20 protein-coding genes and 1 other annotated feature are annotated in these 21,105 nt (G+C 42.0%); of the genes, 6 read left to right on the top strand and 14 right to left on the bottom strand.

What is annotated here, in order from left to right:
* Positions 1-22: 22 nt before the first annotated feature.
* Entirely contained in the window at positions 23-982 is a 960-nt protein-coding gene (gene coaA / locus M2369_RS02725) for a type I pantothenate kinase (protein WP_008342294.1), read from the bottom strand.
* 190 nt (positions 983-1,172) lie between these two features.
* Here coaA and M2369_RS02720 point away from each other — a divergent pair, with 190 nt between their 5' ends.
* Both M2369_RS02720 and M2369_RS02715 read left to right on the top strand, forming a co-directional pair.
* Complete coding sequence (locus M2369_RS02720) at positions 1,173-2,501, top strand: CoA-disulfide reductase (protein WP_259253374.1); 1,329 nt, start codon at positions 1,173-1,175, stop codon at positions 2,499-2,501.
* A gap of 8 nt (positions 2,502-2,509) precedes the next feature.
* On the top strand, positions 2,510-2,932 hold the full coding sequence (locus M2369_RS02715) for a VOC family protein (RefSeq protein ID WP_259253386.1): 423 nt from the start codon (positions 2,510-2,512) through the stop codon (positions 2,930-2,932).
* A gap of 16 nt (positions 2,933-2,948) precedes the next feature.
* Here the strand turns inward: M2369_RS02715 and M2369_RS02710 are convergent, their stop codons facing one another.
* Positions 2,949-3,725 carry an SDR family NAD(P)-dependent oxidoreductase gene (locus M2369_RS02710; protein ID WP_058336677.1) on the bottom strand — a complete coding sequence of 259 codons (777 nt, stop codon included), beginning with the start codon at positions 3,723-3,725 and terminating at the stop codon, positions 2,949-2,951.
* Positions 3,726-4,688: an MBL fold metallo-hydrolase gene (locus tag M2369_RS02705; protein WP_259253373.1), complete on the bottom strand. Its 963-nt coding sequence runs from the start codon at positions 4,686-4,688 to the stop codon at positions 3,726-3,728.
* 169 nt (positions 4,689-4,857) lie between these two features.
* Positions 4,858-5,069: a binding site (T-box leader), on the top strand.
* Between the two features lie 41 nt (positions 5,070-5,110).
* Between M2369_RS02705 and proC the strand changes: the two genes are divergently transcribed.
* Entirely contained in the window at positions 5,111-5,938 is an 828-nt protein-coding gene (gene proC, locus M2369_RS02700; protein WP_024718913.1) for a pyrroline-5-carboxylate reductase, read from the top strand.
* 35 nt (positions 5,939-5,973) lie between these two features.
* Here the strand turns inward: proC and M2369_RS02695 are convergent, their stop codons facing one another.
* Positions 5,974-6,465 (bottom strand): DinB family protein, encoded by a 492-nt coding sequence (locus M2369_RS02695; RefSeq protein ID WP_039165869.1) that lies wholly within the window; start codon positions 6,463-6,465, stop codon positions 5,974-5,976.
* A 117-nt stretch (positions 6,466-6,582) separates the two neighbouring features.
* On the bottom strand, positions 6,583-8,196 hold the full coding sequence (locus M2369_RS02690; RefSeq protein WP_058336675.1) for a M20/M25/M40 family metallo-hydrolase: 1,614 nt from the start codon (positions 8,194-8,196) through the stop codon (positions 6,583-6,585).
* Positions 8,197-8,336: 140 nt separating this feature from the next.
* On the opposite strand from M2369_RS02690, the gene namA reads away from it, so the two are divergent.
* Positions 8,337-9,353, top strand: coding sequence for an NADPH dehydrogenase NamA (gene namA / locus M2369_RS02685; protein WP_058336674.1), 1,017 nt, complete (start codon positions 8,337-8,339; stop codon positions 9,351-9,353).
* A 119-nt stretch (positions 9,354-9,472) separates the two neighbouring features.
* On the top strand, positions 9,473-10,237 hold the full coding sequence (locus M2369_RS02680) for an alpha/beta fold hydrolase (protein WP_058336673.1): 765 nt from the start codon (positions 9,473-9,475) through the stop codon (positions 10,235-10,237).
* Positions 10,238-10,281: 44 nt separating this feature from the next.
* Here the strand turns inward: M2369_RS02680 and M2369_RS02675 are convergent, their stop codons facing one another.
* Both M2369_RS02675 and rnz read right to left on the bottom strand, forming a co-directional pair.
* A complete protein-coding gene (locus M2369_RS02675; RefSeq protein WP_039165881.1) occupies positions 10,282-11,589 on the bottom strand; it encodes an aspartate aminotransferase type Ic in 1,308 nt (435 codons plus the stop codon).
* Positions 11,590-11,728: 139 nt separating this feature from the next.
* Entirely contained in the window at positions 11,729-12,658 is a 930-nt protein-coding gene (gene rnz, locus M2369_RS02670) for a ribonuclease Z (protein WP_039165882.1), read from the bottom strand.
* A 222-nt stretch (positions 12,659-12,880) separates the two neighbouring features.
* Here rnz and zwf point away from each other — a divergent pair, with 222 nt between their 5' ends.
* The gene (zwf, locus tag M2369_RS02665) at positions 12,881-14,356 is read left to right on the top strand and encodes a glucose-6-phosphate dehydrogenase (protein WP_058336671.1); all 1,476 of its coding nucleotides are present in this window, start codon (positions 12,881-12,883) and stop codon (positions 14,354-14,356) included.
* Between the two features lie 50 nt (positions 14,357-14,406).
* Here zwf and M2369_RS02660 read toward each other — a convergent pair whose 3' ends face one another.
* The 7 genes from M2369_RS02660 to M2369_RS02630 form a co-directional block, all read right to left on the bottom strand.
* Positions 14,407-15,129 (bottom strand): GntR family transcriptional regulator, encoded by a 723-nt coding sequence (locus M2369_RS02660; RefSeq protein WP_039165887.1) that lies wholly within the window; start codon positions 15,127-15,129, stop codon positions 14,407-14,409.
* A 175-nt stretch (positions 15,130-15,304) separates the two neighbouring features.
* Positions 15,305-16,711: a glycoside hydrolase family 1 protein gene (locus tag M2369_RS02655; RefSeq protein ID WP_058336670.1), complete on the bottom strand. Its 1,407-nt coding sequence runs from the start codon at positions 16,709-16,711 to the stop codon at positions 15,305-15,307.
* Positions 16,695-18,041, bottom strand: coding sequence for a PTS cellobiose transporter subunit IIC (gene celB / locus M2369_RS02650; RefSeq protein WP_259253368.1), 1,347 nt, complete (start codon positions 18,039-18,041; stop codon positions 16,695-16,697). Before celB ends, M2369_RS02655 begins: the two co-directional genes overlap by 17 nt.
* Before the next feature lie 25 nt (positions 18,042-18,066).
* A complete protein-coding gene (locus M2369_RS02645) occupies positions 18,067-18,399 on the bottom strand; it encodes a PTS sugar transporter subunit IIA (protein ID WP_017357943.1) in 333 nt (110 codons plus the stop codon).
* Positions 18,400-18,402: 3 nt separating this feature from the next.
* A complete protein-coding gene (locus M2369_RS02640; protein ID WP_017367558.1) occupies positions 18,403-18,714 on the bottom strand; it encodes a PTS sugar transporter subunit IIB in 312 nt (103 codons plus the stop codon).
* Positions 18,715-19,292: 578 nt separating this feature from the next.
* Positions 19,293-20,078: a glucose 1-dehydrogenase gene (locus tag M2369_RS02635; RefSeq protein WP_041091776.1), complete on the bottom strand. Its 786-nt coding sequence runs from the start codon at positions 20,076-20,078 to the stop codon at positions 19,293-19,295.
* A gap of 13 nt (positions 20,079-20,091) precedes the next feature.
* Positions 20,092-20,937 carry a GRP family sugar transporter gene (locus M2369_RS02630; protein ID WP_201297802.1) on the bottom strand — a complete coding sequence of 282 codons (846 nt, stop codon included), beginning with the start codon at positions 20,935-20,937 and terminating at the stop codon, positions 20,092-20,094.
* Between the last annotated feature and the right edge of the window lie 168 nt (positions 20,938-21,105).

The raw sequence follows: 21,105 nt of genomic DNA, 5'->3' as shown, positions 1-21,105 counted from the left end.
CTCTCAATTTGAGCGGTTTTCTTTATACCCTGCGGATGGCGATCTCTTCCACCTTATGCTGATCACCTTTTTTTAAAATCAAATCGGCTCTATATTTTGTCGGCAAAATATTTTCATATAAATTTGGCCGGTTCACTGTATTCCAAATCGTGCTTGCCATCTGATCTGCTTCTTCATCCGTCAAATCTTTGTATTGATGAAAGAAAGATTCAGGGTCTTGGAAGGCTGTTTCCCGCAGCAAACGGAACCGTTCTTTATACCAGCATTGAATTTGCGTCTCAGCGGCATCTACATAAATCGAAAAATCGAAGTAATCTGATACAAACACGCGCGGCTCATCCTTCAGATCATCCAGTGCCGGTGATTGCAACACATTGATCCCTTCAATGATGACAATATCTGCATCTTCTACTGTTTCATACACCCCTTCAAGACGGTCATAGGTCAGATGTGAATATACAGGTGCATGCACAGTTTGTTTCCCTGATTTTAATTCATTTAAAAACGAAAGTAGCGCTTTAACATCATAGCTTTCCGGGAAGCCTTTCTTTTCCATCAGCCCCCGATCTTTTAACTCTTTTTGAGGATACAAAAAGCCGTCCGTTGTTACGAGACTCACCTTCAGCCCATCTCCAAGCCTTGATAAAAGTGTTTCAATAATACGTGCTGTCGTGCTTTTTCCGACGGCCACACTTCCTGCAATCCCAATTAAAAAAGGGATTTTCGCATGATGCGGGTAGTTTAAAAAAGCATTGACATGCTGATTTTTTTGTTTTTCTGCAAAGACATGTAATGTCAGAAACCGAATAAGCGGTATGTAAATATCTCGCACTTCTTCTAGCGATAAGTAGTCGTTTAATCCTTGAAGTGCTCTCACTTCTTCTTCTGAAACAGATACCGGCATATATTCTCCAAGAGCGGCCCATGCCTCTCTCGTATGGCGTGTATATAGTGTATTAAAATCTAGTCGTTCGTCACCCAAAGTCTTTCCCACCAATCTAAACTAAACTCATAACCAAAAAGACGATAATCCGATTGTAGCTTAAAATGAAGGCGCTGTCTTTATTTTTCAACGAAAGTTTGCTTCTTTTGCGAAAAAAAAAAGCATTAAATAAAGGAAAATGAGGGTAAATAAGAGTATTCAGTTTGATAGATAGAAGGGAGCACACCAAATGAAATATGTGATGATTGGCGGAGATGCAGCAGGAATGAGCTGCGCTATGCAAATATATAGAGAGGATCCAGACGCGCAAATTGTAGCTTTTGAAAAAGGAGAGATTTTCTCATATGGACAGTGCGGACTCCCCTACTTGATCGGCGGTCTCATTGATCATCACAGAAAACTCATCGCACGTAGCGCTGACACTTTTCGTGACAAATACGGAATTGATGCCAGATGCTTACACGAAGTGACCTCAATTGACCCGGAGCAAAAAACAGTATCGGGTATTCATTCTAAAACAAAAGAGCCCTTTACAGAAACGTATGACCGCCTGTTAATTGCGACAGGAGCAAGCCCCGTCACACTTGATCTAGACAGTCATTCATTAGAAGGTGTCCACGTATTAAAAACAATCCCGCATGCGCTGTCTATTTTAGACAATCTAAAAAAAGACGTCACACATATCACGATCATCGGCGGAGGATATATCGGCTTAGAAATGGCAGAAAATTTAAAAGGGCTAGGCAAAGACGTTCATATCATTCAGCGGGGTGCAACACTTGGCCCAGGCTTTGACCCCGATATGGCAAAGTATCTGAAAGAAGAAGCGGATAATCAAGGCATTCAAGTAGTACTTGGTGAAACAGTGCAAAAGTTAAAGGGCAAGACACATGTAACAGCTGTTCAAACAGACAAACAGACCATTGAAACAGATATGGTCATCATTGCCGTTGGCGTCACTCCGCAAACATCCTTTTTAGACAGCACAGGAATTCAGCGTCTTCAAAATGGTGCAGTTGTTGTGAATGAATACATGCAGACGAATGTACAAGATATCTATGCGGCTGGTGACTGCGCAGCGACCTACCACCGTATCAAAAAGGAACTGGACTATATTCCGCTCGGCACGACAGCAAATAAACAAGGAAGAATCGCAGGTTTTCATATGACAGGAACAAACCGCGCGTTTCAAGGCGTAACCGGCACAGCGGTGATGAAATTTATGGACGTGACGGCAGGGCGAACGGGTTTATCAGAGAAAGAAGCAAAACACGCAGGCCTTCCTTTCTCCACCATCACCATCGACAGCACTGACCACGCTGGATATTACCCAGATGCAGAGAAAATAAAAGTGAAACTGATTTACAGAAGCGATGATCACACCTTGCTTGGCGCACAAATCATCGGTAAAGAAGGTGTTGATAAACGAATTGATGTCATGGCAACTGCTCTTTATCAAGGGCTGACTGTGACAGACCTTGAAGATTTAGATATTAGCTATGCCCCTCCTTTTAACAGTGTATGGGATCCACTTCAGCAAGCGGCAAGACGAATATAGAAAAAGGAGTGAAGCCATTGACCATTCAACAAATTGCTACTATTGAAATTCCTGTGACTGATATCACCCGGGCTGTCTCTTGGTATGAACAGATTTTAGAGATGATCGTTCTACATCAATCAGAAGAAGCCGCCATGCTCACTTTTACCCATGGCGAGGGACCTTCTTTTTATCTCGTCAAAACAAAACACGAGAAACGAATCTACTTTATGAACTCTTTTACAGGAGTTCGGCATAGTATGATTGATCTATTTGTGAAGGATTTAAAAAACTTTCACCAGTATTTAAGCGAGCATGAAGTGACCGTATCGGTTATTCAAATATTAGCTGACCCAAACTTAGGCGGTTTTAGCTTCGAAGATGTTGATGGCAATGTCTTTAGCGTCACCAATATTAAGCCCCATCAAACAAAAAAAGAAACCAGCCTGTGACCGGTTTCTTTTTTTGTTATTTTTTCATCATCGCTTTACGTGCTGCTTTTTCAAATAAAAACGGGAATAATTGATACAATTTACTGCCAGCATTCATCCATCCTGGTAAATTAATCTCTCTTTTTTTTGTCATCATGGCGGATACGACCTTCCCTGCTACCTTGTCAGCACTGAGCATCATAAAATCAACATTTTTCACATATTCACCACTGCGATCTGCAATGGTAAAGAAGTCTGTGGCAATCGGTCCTGGATTGACGGTTGTGACATGAATCCCGCTGTCTGCCAGCTCCATTCTGAGGCTGTTTGAAAATCCGAGAACCGCATGTTTTGATGCGGAATAGATGGCGGATTTAGGGGTGGCAATTTTGCCTGCCTGTGACGCTATATTGATAATATGTCCCTTCCCTCTTTGTTTCATCTCAGGAAGGACCTTTTTTGTGCAGGCAATTAAACCAAAGACATTGACCTCAAACATCGACACCATTTCCTCAATGGATGCGTCTTCGACGAGATCGAACACACCAAAGCCGGCATTGTTCACCAAAATATCAACAGCACCCACTTGTTGATAGGCTTGATCAATGTCCTCAAGCTGACTGACATCAAGCTGAACGATGTGACATACGCCGCCAGCACTTATAATCTTTTCTTGTACACCTGTGAGCTTTTCAATTCGTCTTGCCGACACAATGATTTCTGCTCCTTCGGCTGCTGCCAAGTACGCCATCTTTTCACCAATACCGCCTGAAGCACCTGTAATCCATATTCTCTTTCCTGTTAGTCGCCCCATTTATTTCACTCCTTCATTTGCTCGATAGTAGAGGGTTCCGTCTTTTTGCACTTCTTCAATTTGTCCAGCCGCTAAAAGCACATCAAGCTGTCCGACTGTCTCAGACATTGTCAGAAATAATGCTTCTTCATACAGGCCCGGAAATAGGGTGCGACAAAGATGAAAGGCGGTCATTTCCTTTCGTTGAAGCAGCTGATACATCGTATTGGCCCGTTTTTCCTGTTTTTTAAATCTTTCTTCGATCAATTCGTGATGAGAGGTAATGAGCTGGCCATGCCCTGGATAAATCGCCTGAATGGGCAAATGCAATAAACGCTTGAGTGATGCTTTATATTGAAGCAGCGATTTTTGACGTTCTGTTCCTTTCATTGGCGCTTCCATTAACGGATTGGAAGAAATGGTCGTAAGCAGCAGATCACCGCCGATGAAATTCCCTGTTGTTTCATCTAAAAAAGAAAGATGAGATTGTGCATGTCCCGGGGTCTCTAGCACTTGGAAGTGCTCATGTCCCTTCAAACGATCGCCTTCTTTTATGACGTCATCGACATGTGCCGTACATGAATATGTATAGGACTGCCTCACAATTCTTTCACACTCACCTTGACGAAGCGGCACACCTAACTGCTGAAAAAAATCATTCATAAAATGGATTTGACGCTGTTTAAACGCTTCATCCTGACTAATATAGGGCTCATTCAACTCGTGTCCGATGACACGGACATGGGGTTTCATCAGATCTAAAAGACCGACATGATCTGCATGATGATGTGTCAAAACCACTTGATCAATATCATCTATTGATAAATGATGTTCCTTTAATTGCGTGACAAAGGCATGCTGCGCCTCTTGTGTCATCGGTCCGCAATCGACTAAGGTCACGGCATCGCCTTTTAATACATATGCATGGACATCCCCCACCGCAAACGGTGTGGGGATGGATAATTGAATCATTTCTTCTTTCACTTTTATACGTCATCTCCTGATTTTTGACTCATAGATCATCTGAACTCACTCTTCTTTATTCATTGTATCTTGCAAAGGGCAGACTGTCATGCGGTTTAGATGGTCAATTTTTTTATCTATCCCTATTGACACAAACTTGTCCATCGTTGCATAATGAACAACAAATATAAGATGCGCGATGACAAGGATTAGTAAGCAAAATAACGATGCAAGAGAGTGAGGTCCACCGGCTGTAAGACTTCACCATCCTCTTATTTGCTGAACCTGCCCTTTGAGCTGTTAGGCAAACCTAAACGTTTCCCGCGTTAAGGGACTAGAGCTGAGTATGCAACATTGCATGCTAATTGAGGGTGGTACCGCGAAAAACCTTTCGTCCTTTGCAGACGAGAGGTTTTTTTATTTTCTACAAGGAGGAGCAGCTTATGAGTAAAATTGGATTTATTGGTGCAGGCTCAATGGCCGAGTCTATGATTAAAGGTCTTTTAAAGAGCGGCATTATGTCAAATGAAGATATCATTGTCACAAATAAAACAAATGAAAAACGATTAGAAGAATTAAATGCACGTTATGGAGTCAAAACAGATTTCGCTCGTTCCTTTATTTATGAAGAAGCCGATATGCTGGTGTTTGCTTTAAAACCAAAAGATGCGGAAAGTGGCATTTCTGAAGTAAGGCCCCATTTAAATGGACAGCTGATTATTTCTATTTTAGCGGGCATTTCTATTGAAACCATTCAGCATTATGCTGGCGCAAAAACGGCGGTGGTTCGTGCGATGCCAAATACATCAGCAGCCATACAACAATCAGCTACTGGCATTGCTGTCAGTGATGAAGTCACAGAGGCGCAAAAGGAAAAAGCAGTTCAGCTGTTTGAAACGATCGGTCATGTGACGGTTTTAGATGAATCACAGCTGAATGCGGTCACAGCCATTGCAGGCAGCGGTCCTGCCTTTATTTATCATTTGATTGAAGGAATGGAGCGAGGTGCATCGGAACTTGGGATGGACCAAGAGACAGCGAAATTGCTCATTTGTCAAATGATTGCAGGGGCTGCTAACATGCTGCAGGATAGCGGAAAGGAACCTGCTGAACTGCGCAAAGAAATTACGAGCGAAGGCGGAACGACAGAAGCAGGACTGAATACCCTTGCTTCCTATCAATTTGAAGAAGCGATTGTCGATTGTGTGAAAACAGCGACAAAACGCGCAGCAGAATTAAACGACATGTTTTCAGCGAGTACGTATAAGTAAGAGAGCAAAGCACCTGCCTTGATGACAGGTGCTTTTCATCTATCACTCGATGCTCTCATGGACATAATGGCTTTGATTTGATCGAGGTGATGAATTTCATGTAAAGCAATGGTTTCAGCTAATATTTGGACTGTCATCACCCCTTCTTCAGGATGGAGGCCAGAAAAATCCCATGTATCCTTTTCTAATAGTTGTAGTGTTTTGTTTCTGCTCTCTTTTAAGCGCTCGATCAATGCACTGACCTCTTGTGCTGTATACGTTTCATAAGCTCTTCCCTTCACATATATCTCTGGATCATATGATGCGAAAAGCGTGTGCTCATTTGATATTGCCTGCTCTATCCGCTCTGACCAGACTTCTTCTGTATCATACAAATGTCCAACAATTTGTTTAATCGACCACTTGCCTTCCCCAAAAGATTCATCTAATGTAGCCTCATCACATGTCCATAATAACTCCTCAAGCTTACGCAAACTCTCTTGAAGTGATGTCATGATCTCTGTTTTTGTTAGTACTCCTGTTTTCACTCTCACAATCCCCCTTCAAATATATGTAAGTATCATTCTATATCATACTCTATTTCTTTAGACAGAAGGTGATTAAAATCAAAAAGAAAAGCCCTATCATGACGATAGAGCTTTCACTTAATTCTTTTCTAGTAAAGCATGAATTGTTGATTGTAAGAGCGATGGCAAAACGCCAAAAGAGAATGGGACATGCAGCCGTTCTGTCCATTTGTGCGCATCCTTTCCTAATGGACCAACGTTGATGACAGGAACGTTAAGAGCTTCTTTTTCTCCTTGTGGTAACGAGTAGCCTTTTTGGTATAGCGGCATGTTGGCTGTATAATCGGCTATATCTTGATTTTCAAGCTGTAAGTAGCTTAAATCAGATAAACCAGGAAAATATTTGACTTCTTCTACTTCGATTCCATAGATCTCTTTTGCTTCTCTTTGAATCTTCTTTAAGGTCGTTTGAATATGCAGATCGTTTGTTGAAGAAACTGATGGGTAAAATGGCGGACTATAAAACAACACAATCAGTGCTCCATCTTCCTTACAAAGGGTCGTCAGTTCCGATACAATTTTGGTTGAAAAATCACGATCCCCAAGCTCACCCCGGTTGGCAAAGGCGTAGTTGACAATTCGCTCGACCTCCTGCTTGCCGGATCGTTCAGCAGCTTTTTCGTACAGCTCATGATACGTTAACACCGTGATGTTTGTATCGATGGGTGTAAAATGTTTAAAGCGTTGAAATGCAGCGGTTTTCTGTTTGAGATTGGCTTCGATTTGGGCTGCTGCTTGTTTCGCAGTTTCATAGAGGAGCCCGTGAAGCTCTTCACTAGAGCGGTTCATCATCAGCACATTAAATAAAGAAACAGCCGTATGAGGCGTTTGAACAGAGTAAGCTTCTTTCAAATCCTTTTGCATCAAATTGGTCGGAGGCGGTGTCACTTCACCATCTACTTCCTCACAATAATCACTATTCAGTTCTAACAGCCTGTTTAATTCAGATACCATAAAATTTGCATTTAATCCTGAGAAGGGCTCACCTACATGTGTTTCAATTCCTTTGCAGAAAAATCCCGCAAGTACCTTCCCTATACTACCTGTATAGATGTATTGGTGCGCATCCCCGGGATACTTTTCAAACATCGGCTCACTGTTTAAACAAGCGGTATACTCAAGGTCATACTTCTGCTTGAGCTCCTTTAGTTTCGGAACAGCCTCCAGCATCCCCTGTGAATTCACTTCTTCATCTGGCACTGTGACGAGCAGAATATTTCCTTCAAACCTCCCCGCCATCGCTCTTTCCAGCATGGAAAGCTGGACGGTCAGGCCTGCTTTCATATCCATAGACCCTCGTCCAAACAGCCAGTCACCTGAAGCTAAATCCTCTCTTGCCCTTTTTGGAAGAAGTGCACTTTTTTGAGAAAAGGACGCCATTAACTCTTCGGGCTTACACGCCATATTTTGAAATTCTCCGTAATCCTCTGTATCGACGACATCAAAATGGCTGAGGAGTAAAACAGTACGTGGCAGCGTACTTCGTTTGACAAGTGCCGTTAAAAAATACCGGCCATCTTTCATTGGATGCAAAGCCAAGTGATCAGGATGCTGCTCAAAATATGGCCGCTCCCTCAGCAAGTAATATAAATATTCCGCTAATGCGACTTCTCCCGTTGTACCAGATATGCTTTCATACTGCATCAGAGCTGTGAGTAGCTCCTTTAGTTCACTTTCCGTTTGCCATTTCATCCGTTTATCCCCCTTTGATGTCCATATCTTTCATTATACAAAATCATGTTCAAAAGCTATATGATTTGAGCACCTTTTATGACGAATGTTTGAATGACTGTTATAATCGGCTATACCATTCTATGAGGAGGCGAAGGTAATTGGAAACAAAGCTTTTTTCACCTTGGACATTAAAAGGTGTCACACTCAAAAACCGCATCGTCATGTCCCCGATGTGTATGTATTCATCCTATGACCGTGATGGAAAATTACAGCCTTTCCACTTTGCACATTATATTTCCCGTGCGCAAGGTCAGGCCGGATTAATTATGGTCGAGGCAAGTGCTGTTTCACCTGAGGGAAGAATTAGTGATCAGGACCTCGGAATTTGGAGTGATGAGCACATTGAAGGATTTGCCTCATTAAACGAACAAATCAAAGCGTACGGAACAAAAACGGCCATCCAGCTAGCCCATGCAGGACGCAAGGCTGAGCTAGATGGTGACATTCTTGCTCCATCCAGCATTCCATTTAACGAACAATCTAAAACACCTCTTGAGATGTCTATCGATCAAATAAAAGACACCGTTCAGGCGTTTCAAGATGCCGCTGTCCGCGCCAAGAAAGCTGGATTTGACATCATTGAGATTCATGGTGCGCATGGCTATTTGATTAACGAATTTCTCTCACCGCTTGCCAATCACCGGACAGATGAATATGGCGGTTCACCAGAAAATCGTTATCGCTTCTTGAGAGAAGTTGTTGATGCAGTCAATGAAGTGTGGGATGGACCATTATTTGTCCGTGTATCCGCTTCTGATTACACAACAAAAGGACTAGATATTGCAGATTATATTGGCATTGCCGCATGGCTGAAAGAGCAAGGAGTCGATCTAATTGATGTGAGCTCAGGCGCTGTGGTGCAAGCCAGTATTAAAACATTCCCCGGCTACCAAGTCACCTTTGCTGAGAAAATAAGAGAAGGTGCCGGCATCCAAACAGCCGCTGTTGGTATGATCACATCTGGTGTACAGGCCGAAGAAATTTTACAAAATCAGCGTGCTGACTTGATCTTTATCGGCAGAGAATTTTTACGGGATCCGTATTTCCCAAAAACAGCCGCTAAAGAGCTTCGTACATCCATCGAAAGCCCGCGCCAATACGATCGCGCTTGGTAACATCTTTAAGCAAAAAGGTGTCTATTTTTTGAAATAGGCATCTTTTTTGTTTTTAAGAGAAACATCTTTGCCTTTTGTGCCGTCTTTTAGCTAAAGAACCACTTAGAGGAGATGGAAGAATGAACTCGGCATTGATTGAAAGAACGTATCATATAGATGGACATCACTTTTATACAAGGCATCGTCAAGGAAAAAAGCAAGCCACCATTATTTTTGAAGCAGGATATGGAATTTCAGGCGATACGTGGGCGAATATCGCTCGTGATATTGACCCAGAGCTTGGTGTTTTCTTATATGACCGTTTAGGTAATGGAAAAAGCAGTAAAAGCAAAGAAGGAAGAACTTTGCATGATCTTGCGGATGATTTAGATACACTCTTGCATCAAGCCAATATTCAGCCGCCATTTCTCATTGTGGCGCACTCATTTGGCTCTCTTGTCAGCCGCTTATGGGCAAGCCGCAGAAAAGAAGATGTTATCGGTATGGTCCTTCTAGACCCAGCAAGTGAGGAGCAAGAACAGGTCATTCTGCCGCTCTTATCAAAGGAAGAACGCACTTCATATATGGCGCAGTTCACAGCAGAATGTACACATGAGGACTTTGAGCAAATGCTGCGTACGATCAAAGAGGAGCAAACGCATTATGGGATGATGCCCCTTCTTGTCATTTCATCAGGCAAAAGCCGCTTGTTTCATCCAGCACATGAAGCTTGGCTCAGGCTTCATAAACGAATGCTCACATTGTCATCCCAAAGCGGATGGATTCAGGCGCAGAACAGCTCGCACTATATTCATCACGATGAACCACATATTGTGCAGCTTGCGATTTATGATGTGTGGTGTGCAGCAAAACAGCCTGTCTCTTATTATCAAACAGCTAACTAAAAACAAAAACTCCTTGACCGGACATCAGTCAAGGAGTTTTTTCATTATACCGTTGGTGCTGATTGACTTTTCTCAGACAGCAACTTTTCAATGCTGACAAGCTGAACACATAACGTAAAGATGTCAATCGCCTGCTCTAGTTCTTCAAGTGTTGGGAACGTTGGCGCAATACGGATGTTACGATCAAGCGGATCGTTTCCATAAGGATATGTCGCCCCTGCACCTGTTAGTGTCACACCGGCTTCTTTCGCTTTTTGCACAACAGCTTTTGCACAATGATCGAGTGTATTTAAGCTAATAAAATATCCGCCATTTGGTTTGTGCCACTCAGCGATGCCTGTTCCACCAAGCTTTTCATCAAGGATCGAAAGAACGAGGTCAAATTTCGGCTTAATAATCGCTGCATGCTTTTTCATATGTTCCTTCAATCCTTCTGGATTCTTGAAGAAACGAAGGTGTCTTAATTGATTGATTTTATCTGGCCCAATGGTTTGAACTGATAGCTGTTTTTGAATAAAGCTGACGTTGTCCTGACTAGATGCCATTAGTGCAACACCTGAGCCTGGGAACGTAATTTTAGAAGTAGAGGCGAACATAAACACACGGTTTGCATGTCCTGCTTTGTCTACTGCTTGAAAAATATCTTTTAACGTATCAGGCGTATCTGTTAGATGGTGGACTGCATAGGCATCATCCCAAAAAATACGGAAGTCGTCTGCTTTTGTCTGCATAGAAGCAAGACGGTCAACAACCTCATCTGAATACGTAATGCCGTCAGGGTTACTATATTTCGGTACACACCAAATCCCTTTGATGGCTTCATCTTCTGCAACCAATTTTTCCACCTGATCCATGTCAGGTCCATCCGACTTCATATCTACCGTAATCATCTCTATGTTAAAATGCTCACAAATGGCAAAATGACGATCATATCCTGGGCTTGGTGCAAGGAATTTTACCTTTGGAAGCTCTCCCCAAGGTGTTTTGCTGCCATATACGCCGTGAGTCATAGCACGTGCAATTGTGTCATGCATCATATTCAGACTAGAATTACCGCCAATGATGATTTGTTCTGGCTTCAGATTGAGCACACTTGCAAAAAATTTCTTTGTTTCAGGAAGGCCTGTCAAGCCGCCATAGTTTCGCACATCTGTACCATCCTCAGCTGTCATTGCATCCTTTGATGTCACGACATCGAGCATGCCCATAGATAAATCGAGCTGTTTTGGTGAAGGTTTCCCTCTAGACATGTCTAAGTGTAAGTTTTTACTTTTGTACGTTTCATATTCTTTTTGTCGTGCTGCATATAGGTCATTTAATTCTGCTTCACTTAACGCTGTAAAACCGCTCATCTTTGATTGTGCCTCCCGTATTCTTCATAGTGTAATTCGTCATTTGTTTTTTCTTCACCATTTTACCACTACCTGAAAAAGAGCGTCATCATAAATATCAAAAAAATCACACAACTTTTTTTGACGATTCATCCAATTTTTACAGGGTACGGTCAATAGGAAAAGAAAAGAAATCATGTGCAGCTTCAGTCAGCGGGAATATATCGCGGGCTTCTTTGAGTAATTGTTTCAGTGACTCTTCCCCTTGGTACCGTGCACTAATATGGGTCAAAATCAGTCTTTTTGCGCCTGCTTCCTGCGCTGTTTTTGCTGCCTGTTCTGTCGTACTGTGATAATAATTATAGGCTAGTTCTGCATCTTCTTTCCCAAATGTTGCTTCATGGACTAACACATCCGCATTCTTGGCAAGCCTTGTTATATTCTCGCACAAACGGGTATCTCCTGAAAATGCAACGATTCTCCCTTTTTTAGGGGGTTCCAAATAATCGGTTCCATCAATCATTCTTCCATCTTCGAGTGTAACGGTTTCCCCATTTTTCAACTTCTGATACAAAGGTCCAGGTTTTACACCGATTTTTTTTAGGTCTTCGGCTTTTAGTGCGCCGGGTACATCTTTTTCCACGACCCGATAACCGTAAGCTGGGATCCCATGAGACACTCGTCTTGCTTCTACTTGAAAGGTCTCATCTTCAAAAACGATCCCTTCCTCTATTTCTATGATATGCAGCGGATAAGTCAAATGCGTTTGTGTCGCTGAAAGTGCCGCGTTTACAAAAGCTTTAATGCCGCTTGGACCATATATCGTCAATTCATCCTCTCCGCCTTGAAAGGACCTGCTGCCAAGCAGACCCGGGAGACCATATACATGATCACCGTGCATATGCGTGATAAAGATCTTCTCAATTTTTCTTGGTTTAATCGTTGTATGTAATATTTGATGCTGCGTCGCTTCTCCGCAATCAAAAAGCCACACGGCTTTTCTCTCTTCTAAAAGCTTCAGCGCAGTGCAAGTGACGTTTCTTGTTTTTGCAGGAATGCCTGCACCTGTTCCTAAAAAGAGCAGTTCCATTACGATTTCCTCCTACAGCCGGTATACAATCTCTTCATTCATATAGAATACATGAAGACAGGATAAATGTGAATTCAGCGGAATTTTTGAAAAAAGTCAAACTCGGGCAGAAAAAGTCGAATCAAATGTTTGCTTTACGAACAATGAACCTTTAAAATAAAGAAAATGTACATACATTCTCGGTTTTTACAACAATGCTACGAATAAAGTGAGGTACTTTTCGTGAATACAGAAACTAACTATCCAAAAGCAGTCATTGTCATTTTTGGCGCAACAGGAGACCTTGCAAAACGCAAGCTCTACCCTTCTATACATAGACTTTATCATAGCGGAAAGCTTGGAGATCAATTCGCCGTTGTAGGTGTTGGACGTCGTCCTTGGTCTCATGAAGACCTAAGAGCTGTGGTAAAAGAGTCGGTCTCTTCTGATGATGCAGAAGCAAAAGCAGAGGAATTTATTTCTCATTTCTATTACCATGATTTTGATGTCTCAAGCCCTGCTTCCTATCAAGCACTGAACACGCTTCTTTCTGGTCTTGAAGATACATACAGTATCCCGAATAACCGGATGTTCTATTTAGCGATGGCACCAGAATTCTTCGGAACCATTGCGAAGTTTTTAAAAAGTGAAGGCGTATCAGAAACGACTGGATGGTCTCGACTTGTCATTGAAAAACCGTTTGGTCATGACCTGCCTAGTGCCAAAACATTAAATGAAGAGATCCGAGATGCATTTACAGAGGATCAAATTTATCGTATTGACCACTATCTTGGTAAACAGATGGTGCAAAACATTGAGGTAATTCGTTTTGCGAATGCGATCTTTGAACCGCTTTGGACAAACCGCTATATTTCAAACATTCAAATCACATCGAGTGAATCATTAGGTGTCGAAGACCGTGCTAGATATTACGAGAGTTCTGGTGCACTGAGAGATATGGTACAAAACCATATGCTTCAAATGGTTGCACTACTAGCCATGGAGCCACCGATTAAGCTCAATACAGAGGAAATCCGTAGCGAAAAACGGAAAGCATTGCGTGCGCTTCGTCCATTCTCGAAAGATGAAGTGGATCAATTCTTTGTCCGCGGACAGTATGATGCAGGAACGATTGATGGCAATATGGTTCCTTCCTATCTTGAAGAGCATAATGTGGACCCAAACTCCAACACAGAAACATTTGTTGCAGGAAAACTTCTCATCGATAACTTCAGATGGGCCGGGGTACCATTTTACATTCGTACAGGAAAACGTCTAGAAAAGAAATCCACTCAAATCGTGGTGCAATTTAAAGACATTCCGATGAACCTGTACTACGGAAACGGGAATTCCATGCATCCAAACTTACTTGTGATTCACATTCAGCCAGACGAAGGCATCACCCTTCACCTGAATGCTCGCAAGCTTGATGGCGGAACGTATGCTAAACCAATTAAGCTTGACTATCAAACAAATTACAACGACATCATGAATACACCAGAAGCGTATGAAAAGCTAATTCATGACTGTTTGCTAGGTGATGCAACAAACTTTGCCCACTGGGATGAAGTAGCACTGTCTTGGAACTTTGTTGATCCAATTTCAGAAAAATGGGCTGAAACCAAAACGTTAAAACCAAATTATCCTGCTGGTTCTATGGGACCAAAAGAAGCAGATCAGCTTCTTGAAAAAGATGGATATCACTGGTGGAATATATAAAATCAACAAAAAAAGAGCAGTCTCCCGATTGAGGGGGTTCTGCTCTTTTTTTAAAGTCGTGTTTTCGTAATTTCAACCGTTGAAAAATCAAATTTATCATAGCGATGATGGCTAAAGGAATATTCAAACGGCCGGCCTGTGTTTAAATAAGCCACCTGCTCCACTTCTAGCACCGGATCCGTAGGGTCACAGCCTAAATATTGCTGATCAAGCTGATCTGATTTAGCCGCTCTAATTTTTTTGTGCGCTCCTGCTACTTTTAATTGCAGTGTGTTTGTAATGTAGCTATAGATGGAACCCAATAAAACCTGTTCATCTATTCCCTTAATGACATTGACAGGCATAAAGGTTTTTTCTAATACATATGGCTCTTCTTCTACCAAACGGAGCCGAATAATGTCATAGACGGGTGTGCTTGAGTCAATGGATAAATGAGCTGCCACCTCTTCACTTGGAAAATGCACATCAAAGCGAATGATTTGGCTCGTCACGTTTTTATCTGCCATCACTTTCGTGAACCCTTTATTTTCATGACCTGATACGTTGATCGCACCTTGATTTAGTGCTGCCTTCACAATAAATGTGCCATGACCTCTTTTTCTAAAGAGCAGACCTTCCGCCACTAAAAGATCGAGCGCACGCTTCATCGTCATTCTGCTGCATTTAAATTCAGCGGCAAGCGAGTTTTCATCTGGAATGGGTTGATCTTCTGGATAATATGCTGTTCCTATTCTTTTTCTAATTTCTTCTGAAATGAGTTCGTACTTTGTCATCTCACACCACCAACTGACTTGTTTTTTCATATCCTATTATAGTGCTTTCTAGCCTTCCTCTCATTCTACACTAAGCCTAGTGCGCTTAAAAGGTTCGAGCCACTTTCATTTCACCCCTTTCATCTTTACATAAGAAAAATACTTGCCCTTTTCAAGGAAAGAGCAAGTATCTTGATTAGAAACCATTATTCTCTGAAACCGATTGAAACCAGTAGCCACTTTTTTTGATGGTACGTTTCCCGTCTTCCTCAAGGTCCACTGAGACAAATCCATAGCGATTTTTATAGGCATTCGACCATGACCAATTATCCATAAACGTCCACAGATGATAGCCTTTTACATGACTTCCTTCTTGAATGGCTTGATGCACCCATTTAAGATGCTCAGAAATAAAATCAATGCGGTAATCGTCATGAATCATTCCTTCTTCATCCTGAAACCGCTCTTCTCCTTCAACACCCATTCCATTTTCAGAAATAAAGCATTCAATATTCCCATAGTCTGTCTGGACTTTTTTCAATATATCGTAAATACCCTTTTCATAGATTTCCCAGCCGCGGTACACATTCATTTTTCTACCCGGCATTTCAAAAGAATCGAAATAATGATCTGGCATAAATGGTGCATCAGGGTGAGGCATATGTTCCTTTGCTTTCACTCTTCTTGGCTGATAATAGTTGATGCCGAGAAGGTCGATCGTGTTCTCTTGAATGAGTTCAAGGTCTCCTTCCTCCATAGCCGGCATCAATCCTTCTTTCTTTAACACGTCCACCAGCTTTTCAGGGAAATGTCCTTTCACTGCTGGATCTAGGAAGGACCGGTTAAAGAAGGCGTCAGCCATCTCAGCTGCTTCGACATCCCGCGGATTCTGGCTTCGCGGATACGAAGGAGTAAGGTTCAGGATAATGCCTATTTTCCCATCCTGCTTCATCTCTTTATAAGCCGCAATGGCCTTAGCATTTGATAAAATCTCATGAAATCCAACTTGCACTGCCTTTTGGAAATCAACTTCGTTTGGATAATGGAAGCTATACATATATCCACCCTCTACAGGGACAATCGGCTCATTATGGGTAAACCATTTTTTCACCCGGTCGCCAAATAGCTGAAAACACAATGTCGCATAGCTGACATAATCGTCTACGACCTGCCTGTTTACCCATCCTCCCGTCTCCTGCAACGCCATTGGCATATCAAAATGATACAAGTTCACAAACGGTTCAATGTCATTCGCTATCAGTTCATTGATCACATCATTGTAAAAAGCCACAGCTTCTTCATTAACAGCCCCTTTTCCCTCAGGTAAAAGGCGTGACCATGAAATAGATAGACGAAACGAGTTGTGCCCAATCTCCTTCATGAGGCGGATATCCTCTTTGTATTTACGATAAAATTGCGAGGTGACACCTGGACCGACGCCCTGAAAAAAACGATTCGGCTCTTTTTCAAACCAGTGATCCCAAATGTTCGGTCCCTTTCCATCTCCTGGATAACTGCCTTCTGTTTGCGTAGCAGAGGCAGAAGATCCCCACCAGAAACCTTCTGGAAATGTATATGATTGACTGTTAGTTTCCATCGACATGTATTGAGTCTCCTTCACCTTTGATGTTTGTTTGTTTCGTTTTTTCTGTCGTGACTATTTTTTCATTTTTCACATTCATACGATCAATAAATTTTAGGAACGGGAACCAAATGACAAACACAATCATTAAATTAAACAGCTGAAGCAGACCGCCCGCTAATGAATTTGTTGCCATGACTCCGCTAATAAAGATCGGGACTGTCCAAGGAATATTCACGCCTGTCGGAGGCGGCACAATACCTGTGGCCATCGCAAAATAAGAAATACAAGTAATCACCATTGGCGCCAAAATCCATGGAATGAGAATAAGTGGGTTCATCACAATCGGTAAACCGAAGATAATGGGTTCATTGACGTTAAATAAACCTGGTCCTAAGCCGAGCTTTGCTACTTGTTTCAATTGCTTACTTTTAAGAAAAATTAAAATCGTAAACACAACAGCTAGCGTCATACCGGTTCCACCCATACCCACTGTATAGATTTCGATAAACTGCTTGCTGATGATGTTCGGAACCTCACCTGTTTTTGTGTAGCTTTCTAGATTTTGAATGGACAATGTATTCCAAATCGGGTCCATGACAGAGTTAATAATAATTTGGCCGTGGAGCCCAAAGAACCAAAGAATTTGTATAAAGAAAATAGCGATCAAGGTCGGAATGATACCGCTTCCAAGTCCGACAAGCGGCGCCTGAATCGCATTGTAAATCAAGTCATGCATGTTGGTTTTGAACCCTTGTGTAATGATGATATTGATCAGTAAAAAGGTTGTGAGTGTCAAAGTAGCCGGGATAAGTGCAGCAAAAGACTTAGAAACAGCTGGCGGAACCCCTTGCGGCATATTGATGACAAATTTCTTTTGGACAAAATAGCGATAAATTTCAGCTGACAAAAAGCCTGTGATCATTCCAAGGAACATTCCCTTTGCGCCTAAACGATCGACTGGGATGACGCCTGCAATGGATGCACCGCCCTCTTGTTCTAGTAAAAATGGCGTAAGGAGCAGAAAAGAGGCTAAAGCGATCACACCGCCAAAGACAGCTTCCACATCATAGCTTTTCGATAAATAGTAGCCAATCCCAAATACAACAAACACACTCATAATGCTGATGGTCGCACTAGGTGCAATATTCAGTGCAGACTGAACACCTTCCAGTGCTGTTTGACTCATGATCTTATCTAAAAATGGCAAATTCATTAATACGACCATGATGGAACCAAAAATTGTTAATGGGAACGCAAGCATAAAGGCATCCCTTAATACCCCTAGATAGCGATTATTGTTCAATCTCCCAGCAATCGGAACCAAAATCGCACTTATTTTATCAAACATTGGTTTCCCCCCTTGTTTACACCCTTTATTGTTTCAGTGATTGCAATATCGGTAAGAGCTCTCCCACAAGCTCTTTTATTGTCATCGTTGACATGAAATGATCTTCGGCATGCATGAGCAGCAAGGAGAATGAAATCGTTTCTCCGCTTGCCTCTTGCTGTACCATCTGAAAATGGATATCATGTGCATTCCGCAAGTCATCTTCCGCTTCTTTGAGAAGGTCAGATGCTACTGTTTCATGACCTTCTCTAAATTGTTTAAGAGATTGAAGCAATTTGCTTCGTGCATTTCCGCTGTGTAAGATCAATTGAAAACTGATTTGTTCTTCCGTGAGTCCTTCGAGTGTTTTCTTTTCCATCCTTTAAGATTCCCCCATCAATGAAACCGCTTGTTCATACGCTTTTTGTCCATCTGCTAGCCCATACGCCTGCATATCGATGACCTCTACTTCAATCCCATATTTTTGAGCTTCTTTTTGAAGATCCCCTTTTAAAAAGCTCATTTGCGGTCCAATTAATACAACATCGGCATGTGCCATTTCTTTTTTCGCTTGGTCTTGTCCGACTGCCCAAATCTCTGCTTCCTCCCCTATAGACTCAGCATGTGCCTTCATCTTTGTGACTAGTAAACTCGTAGACATACCTGAACTGCATGCTAATAAAATACGTTTCATTTCTCTCACCCCATTGTTGTAATAAAAGCGCTTCCAGTTAATATTATATATTTTTATTTTTAAATGTCTAGACATTTAATTTTATATGTATGTATTTTATTTTAAAAATGACCGTATCAATACTCACATCAAGCTTTCAGAACAAAAGAGATCTCATCCAGATATGAACGAGACCCCTTTTCTTTTAAAAAATACTCTCCGAATGAACCATAAAGTAGCTTCTTCTTCAGAAGACAGTCTTTGAGAACTTTGTTAAAATAAGTGCTAATGACTTAGCTCATTCAAAAACCCATAAATCATGAGAAGTAACTGCCCCGAGATGGAAACAGATGCTATTCCCACTCAATTTGATGGATAGGTAAACGTCTTTTGCTGCTACTTTTCGAATCTATTCATATCTTTGCAATCAAAATTTGTGTAAAGCCTGTAAAAGAAACGAGCATATTTGAATAGGGCGTATAAACGGATAAAAGCGTGTGAATGTTTATACACACGCTTTTCACTAGTCTTCACATGCACATACTAGATCATAATTTGGTGTTGTGTTATCCTCTGAGCCCAGCCCGTGATCATCACGATTATCCTTTTCCTGCTTGGAATCCAGGGTACTTGGTCATACCGCCGTCTACATATAACGTCAACCCTGTCACATAGCTCGCCTCTTTTGATGCAAGCCAGACAGCACATGCTGCCACTTCTTCCGGTTTTCCGATATAACCAATCGGTATCAGCTCAATGACTCCCTTTTTCAATGCTGGATCATCAAATTTTTCGGCATTGATCGGGGTATCAATTGCGCCTGGTGCAATGCTGTTTACGCGAATTTTTTTAGGGGCATATTCTAGTGCCAGCGTTTCCGTCAAAAGCTTGGCGCCTCCTTTACTTGCTGCATAATGGACAAAATGAGGCCACGGAATTTGCTGATGGACCGACGACATATTAATAATCGACCCCTCGATCCCGTGTTCTGTCATATACTTCAGTGCATCACGGCACCCTAAAAACATACCTGTTAAATTGGTGGACATCACTTTGTTCCAGTTATCTAGCGTCATTTCAGTTGAAGGAACTTCATTTTCAATTCCTGCATTATTGATCATGACATCAAGACTGCCATATGTATTGACAGCTTGATCAATCATCGCCTTCATATCCTCTTCTTTTGATACATCCCCTTGAATTTTGACAGCCTGTCCGCCACTTTTTTGAATCTCAGCAATCGTGTCGTCCGGGTTTTCTTTATCTGAGAAATAATTGATCACTACATTGGCTTTTTCTTGTCCAAACCGGCGCGCCATCGCCTGACCTATCCCTGTACCTGCTCCTGTGATGAGAACTGTTTTCCCTTCCAAATCTGGATACATTCGCTTAAACCTCCTATTTTGTAAAACCTAGCAGCACACCGCCTGCGATAATCATCAAGCAGCCTGCAATGACAAAGCTTGTTTTAGATGCTTTCTCTTTTAATAAATAAATACCGCCTAAAGTCGAGATGACAATTCCTGTTTGAGACATGGAAAAACTTACTGCTACGCCAATGAGTGGAATCGCCAAAAGAAGCCCTAGATTTCCTGTCGACCACACAAGACCAGCAATGATATTTCTGAACGTATATTTGCTAAACGGGTCTTGCTTTAGACTAATCGCTAACGATGAAAGCAGCATGCCGACAGATTGCGGAACGAGCGCAGACCAGCCATCTATATGAAACCATCTTAAAATGACGACATATCCGACGTAGCCTACGGTTGAGATGAGCAAAATGATGATTCCCTTTTTAAAATTGCCGCCTTCGTTCCCGCCACTCTTTCTTTGACCGAGGGATGTCATGACAACGCCAGCAATAATAAATAAAATGGCACAAGAACCAATAAGTATGACCGTCATGGTCTGCCATTCTTTGAAAACGATGACACCAAATAATGTCGTGCTCACAAGCTGCATACCCGTTGATAAAGGAACAGCCTTTGACACCCCTAGAAAGGCGACACTTGATAGCTGATTCATTTGCCCAATACTCCAAAAGATCCCAGAGATAACGGAAACCGCAAAAATAAGCGGTGTCAGTTCCGGCATTTTGATCAAATAGGCGCCGATTGAAAACAAAAAAGCGCCGAGGGTAATGCCGAGTGTTTGCTGATAGGCGTTCCCGCCAAGTTTGACACTGATGAGAACAATACTTCCCCAAAATATCGCTGGGAGAAGTGCATATAAAATGCCCACTTCTATCCCTACTTTCTGTTCTTTTTTACTTAGCATCCCTCTTTTTCGGATTTTTAGCCGAATAGATGTAAACACAAAAAAGACCTTACCAAAGGTAAGGTCACAGCGTGTAGACAAACCCTCGCATTCGGTGTCAGTCCTGCGTGCTGGTGCTCACGAATGTCAAAT

Origin of the sequence: Bacillus sp. JUb11 (assembly GCF_024807925.1) — a bacterium.
GTDB lineage: Bacteria > Bacillota > Bacilli > Bacillales > Bacillaceae > Bacillus > Bacillus altitudinis.
The sequence above is the reverse complement of the archived record's forward strand: the minus strand, read 5'-3'. Positions and strand labels throughout refer to the sequence as shown.